Raw genomic sequence first — 12,640 nt, forward strand, 5'->3', positions numbered from 1 at the left:
GCCGCGAACAGAGAAAAGCCGCACTTCTGAGGTGCGGCTCTCTTTGTTAGGTACTGCTCTTTTTGAAAGTCCAGTTGACAAGAAAAATCCCGAGAAAAATAAGTGCTCCTCCGGCATAGACATACCAATGGACAGCTTCCCCCAGCAGAAGCCATCCGGACAGCACGCCAAAGAATGGGGCAAGGAAAAGAAAGGCACTCGTTTTCCCCGGATCTCCTTTGCTTAATAAATAAAACCAGACAGCGAATTGGACAATAGATGCCATCAAAGCGAGCCATACAACAATGAAGATTGAAAGCGGAGTGATGTGCAGCTCAATCTTTTCCATGGTCAAGCTCATAAGCAGCAGGACGATTCCTCCGAAAAGAAGCTGATAAGCTGTCAAAACCCAGGTATTGAATTGCCCTCCCCACCTTTTAATAAGCAAGGTCGCGATTGCCCATGAAAAAGCTGCCCCAAGACCGAGCAGGGTGCCTGATTCCAGCCGAAATTGAAAGCCAAGTGTCAGGATCACACCCAGAAATCCAGCAATGACGCCTATCCATTGAATCTTTGTATATTTTAGGCCGAAAATGATCGTGCCCAGAACAACAACAATCAGCGGATTACTGAACGTAAGTATGGATGATTCCCCGGCAGTGATGGTCCTTAAGCTGAGAAAAATACACCCCATCACCCCTGCTGTCTGAAACAGGCCGATCGAGAACACCTTCAGCCATTCTGGCAATGCACTTGGCCGCGGCTTCCGCTGTACAATGACTGCCATCAGCACCCCGGCAATGGTAAAACGAAGCCCTGTCAGCATAAGGGGGGAAATATAATCAAGTCCGATTTTACCTATAGCAAAGGACGATCCCATAAGAGAGGTTGTCAAAAGTACCAGCAGCATATAAGTGAGGCGGTTCATATCAGCATCCCCCTGTTAGTATTAACTCTATGTACACTTATCTATTTTACAGGCAGACAGGCAGACAGCGTCAACAAATCCGTTTGCCGCCGGCGTAAAATAAGCAGGACCCTGATTTCTGGTCCTGCTGCATTTAGCGGAGTGCCTTCTTGATATTTTTCAAGTATGCCGAACGGATGAATACATAATAAACCAGCTGAATCAGTAAAAAGCTTCCCAGCACAAGGGCTGACTCCTTGAAGAGCGAGGTGCCGAACATATTCTGCATGCTGGTAAGAGCTACAGCACCGTGGACAGCTGCAACGCCTGACGGTACAAAAAACAGGAGCCCGATCTGCACTGAAACCACTTTTGACAGTTCATCATCCGTTAGTCCGATCTTTGCAATGCGGGAAAATTTCTTTTTATCCTCATCAAGATCGCTAAAGAGCCTGAAGTAAAGAAAGCTCCCGGCGGCAACAAAAAACACTGCTCCGATAAATAGGCCGACAAATAGGATGGCCCCATACCCTTGAACAATCTTATCCATTTCATGAGCTAGCGGAAAAAAGCTGTATTCTTTTCCAAGTCTGCTGATCGGAAGCTCTTTCGCCAGTTCTTCCCCGATATCTGATGTGCTTTTCCAATCTTCTGCATCAAAAGTATAAAAATGCTGTGTTTTGGCAGAACTTCGCAGCGCGGCAAACTTATTGTCTGATACAACATAAAAGCTTTCATAGGAAGGGAACGCAAATGATTGTGTATTTCCAGCTATGGAAATGGGCTCCCCGCTTTCTTTGAGGGTCAGATTTGTTTGTTTTTCTTTTTCAGCAGGTGTTTTCATAGGTATTATTTTGATTGCTTTGTCTCCTTTAGGATCTACTGCTTTCCCGCCTGCCGCTCTTGCTATCGGGTTATATTCAGAACTTTTCACAAACATCGCCTGACTGTCGCCGACAGTCTGGTAAAGCCCTTTTGCTCTAAGTTCGCGATAGGAGATCCCCTCTTCATTAAGCCTAGTCCGGATGAGCTCAACCTGGGATGCTTCCCTCTCGTTTCCTGCATAGCTGCTGTAGTCAAAAGCAAACGGATTCTCCTCCTGGACTGCCTTGGTCATAACTGTCCTGAAGCCGACCAGTGCGCCAATGGCTGAAAATGCCACAGTAGATACAATCGAAACAATGAAGAAGGTACGGGCGTTATCCTTCATCCTGTAAGCTAAATCAGAGAAAAGAAGCAGATTCGTCTTTTTGAACAGGATTGATGGATTCTTTTTTAAGCGGCCGATGATATACACGCTGAGCTGTGTAAAGAGAAAATAAGTCCCGATGATGACAACAGTGCTGACCGGCACCAATGCCACGCTTACATAAACCCCCTTCACCCTGAGCGCAGTAATATACCCTGCGGCAAGAAGCAAGGCAGATAGCAGGGCAAGCAGGCTGGAAGCGCGCGGTTCAGGCTTTGGAGCAGCGCTTCTTTTAATAAAAGCTGTCAGCTGATTCCCCCTGAACATGGAAACTGTGAAAAATGAAATAACTGCGAACAGCAGGACAAAAGCACCCGCTGTAAGGCCCAGCGCTTCAACAGGCATATAAAAAGGCAGGGACTTTTTTAAACCGAGTACATTTTCAGCTGCGAGCAGGATTGCCTTGGCAAGCACCATGCCAGTTCCGATTCCTGTCAGAATTGAAACCAGTCCGATCATCATGTTTTCCACGAAGATCATCTTTCTGAGCTGCATACCTGTCATTCCATGCATAACCAGCAATCCGAGCTCCTTTTTTCTCGATTTCAGGAATGCACTCATGCTGAAAAGGACAAAAAAGAAGGAAAACACATATATAACTGCTTCGGCAAAATGCAACCCGGTTGAAACATGCCCGCCGATCCCTTCTGTTTTAAGGCCCGGATGGAAGGCAAAAACCGCATAGACGAAAAATACCATGACCGAAAAGGCGCTGCTCAGCAGATAAGCCGCATACAGCCGTTTATTGCGGTGCACATTCTTAAACGCGAATTGACGAAAGGTCATGTGCATTCCCTCCCAGTATTGAAAGCATATCAATGATTTTCTGGAAAAAGGCCTGGCGGCTGTCTCCCTGGCGGATTTCATTATAGAGCCTGCCATCCTTGATAAAGATAACCCGGTCACAATAACTGGCAGCCAGGGCATCATGGGTGACAAGCAGCATGGTGGTACCGTCATTCCTGTTTATGTCTGACATAGTTTCCATCACATCGCGTGAAGCCTTTGAATCCAGATTCCCTGTCGGTTCGTCTGCCAGCAGGAGCTTCGGGGTATGAATGATGGCCCTTGCAATCGCCGCTCTTTGTGCCTGTCCGCCCGAAATTTCATAGGTCCTTTTGTTCATGATCGGCCGGATGCCAAGCTTGTCTGCGACCTTTTCTGCTTTCTCTTCCATTTCCCTGACGCGTACCCCTTCCAATGTAAGAGGAAGCATCATATTTTCTTTCACAGTCAGCGTCTCAAGCAGATTAAAATCCTGAAAAACAAAACCAAGCTCTCTCCGGCGGAATTTCGCAAGATCCCTTTTCTTCAGCTTGTTCGGATCTTTTCCTTCTATCAGGATTTCGCCTGATGTTGGAGAATCAATCGTGGATATCATATTCAGCAGTGTAGTCTTTCCGCTGCCTGAAGGGCCCATGATCCCAGCGAACTCCCCTCTGCTGATTTCCAGGCTGAGTTCTGACAGTGCCCGGTAAGAAACCTTTCCTGTATATACTTTACTTAGCCGATTTATCTGAAGCATCTTCATTTAATTTCTCCTCTCTTTCTTCTGATGCTTTAATAGTAAAGGAGAGAGATTGCTTCAGCTATCGAAGTTCCTTTCACGAGGCTTACAATCTTGTAAGATGCTGTTCGGCTCATTGAACAGGAAGCGAACAGCAGTCCCCTTTCCTTCTTCGGACTCCAGCTCCAGCTGAAATTGAAGCTTCATGCTGATTTCTGAAACCAGATACAGTCCCATTCCTGTAGACTCCGGGAAACGGCGCCCGTTTTCGCCGGTAAAGAAAGGCTGGAAGACACGCTCGATATCACTGGCCGGTATTCCATGCCCGCGGTCCTTCACTTCAAGGATGACAGTTTCTCCTTCCTGCCAGAAGGAGATGGTCACCTGTTGATTTGTACCTTTTGAATATTTGATGCTATTTATCAGAATCTGGGAGACTGCGAACTCGAGCCATTTTTTGTCAGAATGGACAATAAGATCAGCTCCAGCTGCAATTTCAGGATAAACTTCATTCCGGATGAACAAGCGCTTGTTCTCCTGCACCAGTTTCACAGCCAGCTCCCTTAGCCTGACAGGCTCTGCATGGAAATCATGCTCAAAAGATTTAAGCCTTGCATTGTACAGTACTGTTTCCAGACCTTTTTGAATTCTGTCCGTCTCTTCCCTGATGTTTTCACGGCTTACTTCGTCCTCATCCTGCAGCAGCAGTTCTATGACAGATAGAGGGGTCTTCATTTGATGCACCCACTGATTCATAAAGATAAGATGTTCGTTTTTATCTCTTTCCCATTGCGCCAGCTTGTTCTCATAAAGCTGGTATTGATTCAGCAAAAGCTGATCAAGAGCTTCTGCCATCGGATAGAAGCCTGTCGCAGAAATCGATTCATCGAGAGCCGCAAACGGATTTGTGAGCCGTGCATAATATCCCTTCATTCCTGCATAACGGAAAACCAGATAACCGCCGAGCAGGCAAAGCCCCAAAAAAACAGTATATAAGCTTACCTTTATGTCCCGGAATCCTGCCATACGATAGATAATAAGCACAGAAAAGAGCATGACAATATGGAGAAAGATGACCCCTGAATGATCCTTAAAAAAGAGCTTCAACACCAATCAGCTCCTTTTCCAGGTATTTTGAAGCAGATAGCCTGCTCCCCTGACGGTCTCAACCGCTCCGGTTATAGATATTTCCCTGAGCTTTTTTCTTACTCTGTTCATATTGACATTCAATGTGTTTTCATCCACATAAGCCTGATCATCCCACAGCTTTTCGAGCAGCGCTTCCCTGCTGGCAAAGCGGGGATATCTTTTCATCAGAATTTCCAGGACCGCACACTCATTCTTTGTGACCGAAGCCTGCTTTTCCTCAAAAACAAGCAGGAGTCTTTCAGGATAAAGGATAAGTCCCTCAGCTTCAATCTGCCGTTCCTTCACATTCAATGCATATTCCCCATATGCCCTCCTAAGATGGCTCTTGATTTTAGCCAGGACGACCTCATAATGAAATGGCTTGGTTATGTAATCATCGCCTCCATGCTCTAATGCCATAATCTGGTCCATCTCACCCGCACGGGCTGAAATGAATATGATCGGGCAGGTGGTCAACTGCCTGAGCTGGCGTGTCCAGTAAAAACCGTCATAGCTCGGCAGATTGATATCCATCAGGACCATCGCAGGCTGCTCTCTTTCAAAGCATTTAACTACCTCATCGAATTCCGTGCATACGGCCGCTTCATAGCCATACTTCATGAGATGCGACTTCAGCAGATCTGCTATTTTCACATCATCTTCCACAAGCAATATTTTGTGCATATCCTCTCTCCTGTTTACAATAAGTTTGATTTAATTTTAACAGCATGATGTTTTCTTCTGAATATAGCCGCAGACACACTTTCAGCCCTCATTTTATATGCTGGAAGAAGATATATCTGCGTTTTAAATAAACATTAAACCCGATCTTACCCAATATTAAACTGGCTCTCTTATAATAGTAATAAATAGTTTGAGCAATATTGAAGAAAGGAGAAGAATGATGATTGAATGGGCTCAATCTGCCAGTGCTTTCTGGCAGTATGTCGTTATTTTTATTTTCTCAGCTGCACCCTGGATGGACATTTCCATTGTGGTTCCGCTTGGAGTACTTTGGGGGCTGTCACCCTTTTGGACAGGAGTCCTGGCATTTGCCGGAAATCTTCTGCTGCTCATTTTGCTTGCCATCTTTTTTGAGCAATTTTTTCAGTGGAGGAATAGAAGGCGGGAGAAAAAAGGCGCAGCCGGCCCCACAAAAAGAGATAAACGTTCACAGCAGCTTTGGGAAAAATACGGTATCCCGGGCCTCGCCCTTCTCGCACCGCTATTGGTGGGGACTGATATTGCTGCCGTAGCCGCTTTTTCCCTCGGGGCTTCCCGTTCCCGGGTTCTTGCCTGGATGACCGTCAGCCTTGCTATGTGGACAATCGTGTTTGCGGCTGCTTCCGCCTATGGGGTCAGTTTGCTGGATTTCACCCAGGAAGCGCTGTTGGTTTCTCCTCCCGCAGTTTTACCCGGTAATGCCTCATAGATTTCGGGACTCCTCTTAATTCAAGGATGCCATGGTATATCAGCTCTCTGAGGCGGTACTCCAGGTAAAATAAATCTGTGTCCGGCAAATCTATATCTGTAATGGCTCCAATTAGGTGTCCAGCTCTGACAAAGCCATCTTCACTATCAGCTTCCATTTCTTTTATTGTTTCGAGGATTCTTGGGTCAAAATGGTCCTCTCGAACGGAGACAATGCTTCCGTTCTCCCAAATGCGCAAAACAGATTGAGTGCGGGCGAGTTTTTCCCACTCACTCAGCAGCTTCATCCGCTCTTTCTCGCTCAGGGGGGAGTTCTCTTTGCCCCTCTTAAAAATAAGCGACAGATTGTCGGGCTCCATTTGGCTTGTATAACGGGCAGGCCCATTATTCTTCAAGCCCATCTCTGTAAATTGGCCAGTGGAATTAATGACGATTATGTCATTTTTCTTGCCTTTTAGCAGATTCATTAAATAGCGGAGATTTGTCTGCTCATCCGCATTTTCGCCTGCCCATAGGTAGATGGGCACTTCTTCAGGAATATCAGCTATTTGCAAAAGCATATTGTCATTTTTCTGGTCCAGTTCAAAGTCTTCTATTTGGTAGTTGATATGGTCGAACATCCAGTCAGCACGATGTTTTTTCCCCTCTTCAGTATCCAGTTTCCATAGAGGCCCAATGCCAAGATATTCTATCTGGCTGATTACTTCCTCCCGCTGAGGCAGCATAACCCTTATGCTGCCGGCAGCGGATTCTGATGGTGCAATATGGACAGCGGTATATGATGGGCTTCTCCTGGTTCCCGTTTCTTTTTTATGCTTCTGAATCGCCCTGTTAATTATTTTGATCATTTTATAGTGATTTTCAAGACTCATGAAATAACCGCGGCCTTCCAGAGGCTGATGGTTTTCATGATAGAAATCAGAGAAATCCTCCCCTGGTGCCATCTCATAAGTCTGCTTCTCCAGTTCACGGAAACTATTGGAATCCAGAAATTCTGTCCTATTTATTTTGTAGACAAAAACAACATTCGGCTCAGCATAGAAATAAACAAAAGGAAATCGGATTCTTGTAGACATTCAGTCACTCTCCATTCCTGCAGCAGTATGGTGAAGATGCCATTCTTCCCCAAGAATCGCATAATAATATTCATCCCGCCATCCTTCTCCATGCGGAATGCACTTTTTGAAAAACCCTTCTCTCCTCATCCCGATTCTTTCCATTACTTTATAGGATGCAATATTTTCCGGCTGGCAGGTAGCAATGATTCTGTGGAGATTCTTTTGTTCGAACCCGTGCTTCAAAACAGCAGATGCTGCTTCAGATGCTAATCCCCTGTTCTGGAAATGTGGGTTCATTACCCAGCCGATTTCATAGGTATGTGTTCCAAAATAGGGATGAAAAACGATATGGCCGGCGAGCTGACTGTTTTCTTTAACAATGACTGGGTAGTTTCTGGCTTCAATCATATTTTCCTTTACAAACTTCATGGCAGCTTCTTGATTGAAAACACCTTCCGGCATATACTCCATGACTTGTGCATCAGAGGTATAAGTATAAAATTCCCGCCAGTCCTCCTCTTGAAAATCCCTGATGATCAGCCGTTCTGTTTCTATATACATTGATTATGCTCCTTTGTACTCAGATCAACTGACAATATTCGGCATTTTATAGAGGAATTCCTGCTGAGCTAATTTGTTTTCTTTATTTGAAGATGCAAACTGTTTTTCAGTGAAAGGACTTTAATATCAGACTAGAGATGCAGCTTACCCTTTGAGTTATGGCAGCAATATTTCCCGCGCTTCGGTATGTTCTCCATCCTCTCAGAAGATAGTGTCATAAATAAAAAAAGCCCCGCATGCAAGATTGCGGGGCCTTACTGAGCTTTACTTTTCCCAATGTTCTTTAATGAACTCATCACGCCCTGATTTTTCTCTGTCTTCCTTGTAATGGGCGGAATTTTTCTTATAATAGTCCTGATGATAATCTTCAGCCGGGTAAAAGGTTTCAGCAGGCAGCACCTTTGTGACAATCGGCTTGCTGAACTTTCCGCTTTCAGCAAGCTTATTGCGGGCAGCAATCGCTTTGTCCCTCTGAGTTTCATTATGATAGAAAACAGCAGTCCGATACTGGTCCCCGCGGTCATGGAACTGGCCGCCTTCATCGGTAGGATCTATCTGCTGCCAGAACAGTTCAAGCAGGTTTTCATATGGAAACACGTCAGGATCAAATTCGATCTGGACGACCTCATAATGGCCGCTGTCCCCTTTTTTCACATCTTCATATGTGGGATTAGCAGCATGCCCGCCGGTATAGCCGGAAATGATGCTATGTATTCCGTCAAATTGATCGAAAGGCTTGACCATGCACCAGAAGCAGCCTCCAGCAAAAGTTGCCAATTCTTTTCTCTCTGTCATTCACAAATCACCTTTTCTATTAAATATGAGAAGCTTTTCTACCAGTTTACCACCTCCACAGGCTTTTGGATATTCTCATGTTCAGTATAAGAAATTTTCACTGGGCAAATGTCCATTTTCAAAATTCCCCGCCATAATTGCGGGCAACTGCCCTCCTTCTGCATAGCATACAGAGAAAAAGAGACTGGAGGCTATGCAAATGAATCCTTATATGGCAATTCCTGAGTATGCATATCAGCAGCATGATGAAAGGTTCCTTCCGCTTCTGGCAATTGGTGCAGCTACCGGCGGGTTCGGTTTTGGCCGCCCTGGATGGGGCTATGGCGGGTATGGCTTTGGCTACGGCCGTCCCGGATGGGGCTATGGCAGGCCAGGCTGGGGATATGGACGTCCTGGATGGGGCTATGGTTTCGGACGCCCCGGCTTTTGGTATTAATTAAAATAGGAGAAGCATGCAAAGCAGATGTTTGCATGCTTCTTTTTTCAGACATACTTCTTAAAATCATATTTCTCGAATGCTTCTTCCCCTGTTTCCATATCCTTTACTTTATACTGGTTATTAGAGACTTCTTCTTCTCCCAGCAGAATTACTTTCCTGATGCTTTCCTTGTTAGCCCTTTCAAGAGCCTTGCTTATTTTCCGGCTGCCCAGCTCCAACTCTACTCTCCACCCTTTTTCGCGCAGATACTGTGCAAGAGCAAGGGATTCTTTTGGCGTATTGATTGGAATGATAAAATAATCTGCTGTACTTTCCCGTTCAGTCCAGGAAAGGCTTTGGCTGACTGCGGTAAAAATGGCATCCAACCCAAACGAGATTCCAACAGTTGCAACTTTTTTTCCGCTCCCTATGAAGCCGCCGATTGCGTTATCATATCTGCCGCCGCTCCCTATGCTTGAGGCAAGCGATCTATCCGTGAGGAATATTTCATAGATCGTGCCTGTGTATATGTCCAGGCCTCTTGCTAAAAAAGGATTAAAAACCGCTTTCCGGCTGGAATTCAAATAGGTTAGATAACCTTCCAGCTCCTTCAATTCCTGCAATCCTTCATTTAAGTGGACGTTTTTATCCTCCATTTCCTCATAGTAGGCAAGTTTTCCAATGTTCTTGTCAGAAATAAAGCCCGCAATTCTTTGAATCGCTTCGTACCCGATTCCCTTTGCTGCCAGTTCTTCAGAAACTTTCTGCCAGCCTGCTTTTTCCAGCTTATCGAGCACAAGGATTGCCTCATTGCGCTTCTCTTCCAGCACCCCGAATTCCTGCAGCATGCCGGAGAGCAGCTTGCGGTTATTATATTGAATTGTAATATCGAGGCCAATCCTCTGAAAGGCATCCAGTGCCATTACCATCAGCTCGGCTTCAGCAAGCTGGGAATCTGCCCCTGCTATATCAACATCACACTGTGTAAACTCGCGGAGACGCCCTGTCTTTATCGGGCCATCTCGGAAAACTCTGCCGATTTCATACCGCTTGAAAGGAAGCCGTATTCCAGGATTCATGGCAGCTGCTTTTGCAAATGGGATAGTCAAATCATACCTTAAAGCCAAATCTCTGCCGCCGCGGTCAGACAGCGTATACATCTCCTCAAGAATCTCTGCTCCCCCGCCATACTTAGAAGCGAGAAGGCCAGTATAGTTCAGAATCGGGGTTTCCAGCGGTTTGCATCCGTATTGAATGAATACATCCTCCAGTTCTCTTTGAATCCTCCGTCTTACAATCTCTTCTTCAGGCAAATAATCTTTAGTGCCTTTTACATTTTGATAATTCATCTTTTTCATCAGCGATTCCTCCAGATTAATTTTTAGAGATCATCCTCATCCTTTTAGAAATACAAAAAAACCGCACTCTTTTAAGTGGACACTTAAAATAATGCGGTTCATGATTAATAGCCTTCCTATTTGCGATTTTTTAAAAAATCGATAGCAAGGCTAGTTTTTATGATGATGGTTTTGTGAAAATGGACAACAGCTTCTATCCGGCTGCATAAGGATCACCTCTAATTTCCATATAATGTAGCATAGAGGAATAAAAATATCAACCGGATTCTAATGGCGGATATAAAAAACGGCGGATGCACTCACCTTCTATGATAAGATCTGCAAGAAAATCAGAAAAAAGGGCTATCACTGCCATTATGCCGGCAGCATCCTTATGTGAGTACATGCCCGCCAGATCTTCAGGCGTGATAATAACAGGATAAGGAAAGTTTGTATGGACGAGCTGCCTGGCATGCTCCTTAATGCTCCTGGACCTCAGTGAAAACTCATCAGAAGATACATACTCTTTCATCCCAGACCAGACCGGCTGCAGAAATTCAGGATATAAAGCAAGTGCGCGGTAATCACTTGCAATATCATAGCTGTGCTTCACAGTCATAAGATCCCAGAGTAACTCCTTTTGCCTGCTGTCAGCTTCCGGAAAATCGATCAGCCGGATGGATGGCAGTCCCGGTAAAATTCCCGGCTCTATCAATCCACCTGACAAGGCCACGCCCTTTATCGGCCTGTACCCCAAACTTTCCTGCCAGGCCAATGCAATCAAAAGAAGCTTGGGATTAACATAGTTGAAAGTAAATACTATTTTTTCAACTTTTTTCAGACTCTCCATACCCATAATACTCGCCCAGTCGTACCGTTCAGGCACGAAAGAAAGGGACGGTTCTCTCAAACTTGCTGCAGCCCTTTCTGCACTCATGGTGAGCATGCTGGAACGCACCTGCTGCCACCCTGTATAAAGAAATTTTTCGTATTGTGCCAGCGCCCGGAAGATAAAATTGATAATGGGCACCTTTAAAACTTGCTTTATATCACCATACAGCACCTTAAGTGAAGCTGAAGCGCTTTCCTCAAAAATTTCCGGAATGCCGAATTGTATTTTTTTCAATGTAGCCACCGTTTCCTTTTTCATTAAACATATGCTTAGAGGAACGGAATATGTAAGAACAGAAAACACTTCTTCCCAAGGCTTTAAAAGGGTGTGGATCACAGGATGCTGGCTGAAGAGGTCGGCAGATATAAATAAAAAATAGAGCTGCCTTTACAGCAGCCCGTTTAAAGCCCTTCCTTCTTCTCGCTTTCACGCCTCTTCCTCGATTCATGGTAGGCTTCATGCCGGAAATGGAGGATAGGATCTTCGCTGCATTCAATGCCTTCAGGTAGAATGGTTGGATCAAAAAACTCTTCATTTGAATCTTCGAGCCTGCGGTTGACCGTCAGCTCCCCAACCGCGATTTTTTGCCTGTCTCCCGGCCATAGCACTGTAGGATCACCTGTCGGGTCATCTTTTTCTCCCAGCTGCACAGATAATGTAAAGCGGACTGGACCTTTTGCCAGCCTCTCATCCAGCTCTGTTACGAGGTATGTTTCCCCAAGATGGCCGGCTGCTTCTTTTTTTGTATACATGCTGACGCCTTCTTCCGGCTCCCAGATGAATTTAACTGCCTGCCGTCCTCCCTCCCCGGTGGTGAGGTAAAAGGCATGGATAGAATAGTAAGGAGCTGCCGCATAGCTTGCAGGCAGTCTCACCTCCTGGATCAATTCAATGAACGCCTTGCTTTCAGGAAAGTCTTTAGCAATGCCTGCTAATGATTTAAGATCAGGCTTCCCCTTTCGGATAGAGGCAAACAGCTCGATGATTTTGGTGAAGGATTCAGGCGTTTTCGCAAAGAACAGCGGAACTGTCGTGCATACAAGGTTTGTAACGTCTCCGTCAGGCAGCTGGAATTGAACTGCCATTCCTTTAGGAGGAGTCAGGGCATCACTGTGTCCAGGATTTGTTGAGCTGTTGGAAAAACGGACGATAGCCGGCACCTCGCCACCCTGCAGATGAGGGGCAGACGTTAAATAGGCGGCTTTTCCGTTTGGCTTAAAAGTTCCTTTATAGGAGCTTCCCCGTGCATGCGCCCTTTTGCGGCCAGGGAACTTCCCGGCTGCTCCTTCAATACTGTCTATGGCACGTCCGGCAAGATTAGTATTTTCAATGCCATCCATTGGTTGGCCCCCTTTTCTCTTATTGATTACTCTATTCT

Annotated in this window: 12 protein-coding genes and 1 pseudogene; 2 read left to right on the top strand and 11 right to left on the bottom strand. The window is 45.5% G+C overall.

Annotation, left to right across the window (positions count from 1 at the left end; all coding sequences use genetic code 11):
- Positions 1–46: 46 nt before the first annotated feature.
- The 5 genes from RBB45_RS05350 to RBB45_RS05370 form a co-directional block, all read right to left on the bottom strand.
- Positions 47–907, bottom strand: a complete 861-nt coding sequence (locus RBB45_RS05350) for a DMT family transporter (RefSeq protein WP_248138783.1) — start codon at positions 905–907, stop codon at positions 47–49.
- Between the two features lie 133 nt (positions 908–1,040).
- Positions 1,041–2,921 carry an FtsX-like permease family protein gene (locus tag RBB45_RS05355; RefSeq protein WP_306009192.1) on the bottom strand — a complete coding sequence of 627 codons (1,881 nt, stop codon included), beginning with the start codon at positions 2,919–2,921 and terminating at the stop codon, positions 1,041–1,043.
- Positions 2,896–3,660, bottom strand: coding sequence for an ABC transporter ATP-binding protein (locus RBB45_RS05360; RefSeq protein ID WP_306009276.1), 765 nt, complete (start codon positions 3,658–3,660; stop codon positions 2,896–2,898). The genes RBB45_RS05355 and RBB45_RS05360 overlap by 26 nt, the downstream gene beginning before the upstream one ends.
- 60 nt (positions 3,661–3,720) lie before the next feature.
- On the bottom strand, positions 3,721–4,749 hold the full coding sequence (locus tag RBB45_RS05365; RefSeq protein WP_094767693.1) for a sensor histidine kinase: 1,029 nt from the start codon (positions 4,747–4,749) through the stop codon (positions 3,721–3,723).
- Positions 4,750–4,755: 6 nt separating this feature from the next.
- The gene (locus tag RBB45_RS05370) at positions 4,756–5,454 is read right to left on the bottom strand and encodes a response regulator transcription factor (protein ID WP_009793335.1); all 699 of its coding nucleotides are present in this window, start codon (positions 5,452–5,454) and stop codon (positions 4,756–4,758) included.
- A gap of 220 nt (positions 5,455–5,674) precedes the next feature.
- Here RBB45_RS05370 and RBB45_RS05375 point away from each other — a divergent pair, with 220 nt between their 5' ends.
- Positions 5,675–6,202, top strand: a complete 528-nt coding sequence (locus tag RBB45_RS05375) for a small multi-drug export protein (protein ID WP_022543988.1) — start codon at positions 5,675–5,677, stop codon at positions 6,200–6,202.
- Here the strand turns inward: RBB45_RS05375 and RBB45_RS05380 are convergent.
- The 3 genes from RBB45_RS05380 to msrA form a co-directional block, all read right to left on the bottom strand.
- On the bottom strand, positions 6,144–7,277 hold the full coding sequence (locus RBB45_RS05380; RefSeq protein ID WP_306009193.1) for a DUF1835 domain-containing protein: 1,134 nt from the start codon (positions 7,275–7,277) through the stop codon (positions 6,144–6,146). The two genes, RBB45_RS05375 and RBB45_RS05380, sit on opposite strands and share 59 nt — an antisense overlap.
- Complete coding sequence (locus RBB45_RS05385) at positions 7,278–7,820, bottom strand: GNAT family N-acetyltransferase (protein WP_224950622.1); 543 nt, start codon at positions 7,818–7,820, stop codon at positions 7,278–7,280.
- Between the two features lie 264 nt (positions 7,821–8,084).
- Complete coding sequence (gene msrA, locus RBB45_RS05390) at positions 8,085–8,615, bottom strand: peptide-methionine (S)-S-oxide reductase MsrA (RefSeq protein WP_306009194.1); 531 nt, start codon at positions 8,613–8,615, stop codon at positions 8,085–8,087.
- Between the two features lie 265 nt (positions 8,616–8,880).
- Here msrA and RBB45_RS05395 point away from each other — a divergent pair.
- Positions 8,881–9,045, top strand: a pseudogene (locus tag RBB45_RS05395) (hypothetical protein); the annotation flags it as partial.
- Between the two features lie 53 nt (positions 9,046–9,098).
- On the opposite strand, the gene RBB45_RS05400 reads toward RBB45_RS05395, so the two are convergent.
- From RBB45_RS05400 to RBB45_RS05410, 3 genes are all read right to left on the bottom strand, one after another.
- Positions 9,099–10,391, bottom strand: coding sequence for a histidine--tRNA ligase (locus RBB45_RS05400; RefSeq protein ID WP_306009195.1), 1,293 nt, complete (start codon positions 10,389–10,391; stop codon positions 9,099–9,101).
- A 256-nt stretch (positions 10,392–10,647) separates the two neighbouring features.
- On the bottom strand, positions 10,648–11,496 hold the full coding sequence (locus tag RBB45_RS05405; protein ID WP_306009196.1) for a halocarboxylic acid dehydrogenase DehI family protein: 849 nt from the start codon (positions 11,494–11,496) through the stop codon (positions 10,648–10,650).
- Positions 11,497–11,663: 167 nt separating this feature from the next.
- Positions 11,664–12,602, bottom strand: coding sequence for a catalase family peroxidase (locus RBB45_RS05410; protein WP_306009197.1), 939 nt, complete (start codon positions 12,600–12,602; stop codon positions 11,664–11,666).
- Positions 12,603–12,640 lie beyond the last annotated feature (38 nt).

The sequence above is a fragment of the Bacillus sp. MMSF_3328 genome (assembly GCF_030733525.1).
Taxonomy (GTDB): domain Bacteria; phylum Bacillota; class Bacilli; order Bacillales; family Cytobacillaceae; genus Bacillus_AB; species Bacillus_AB infantis.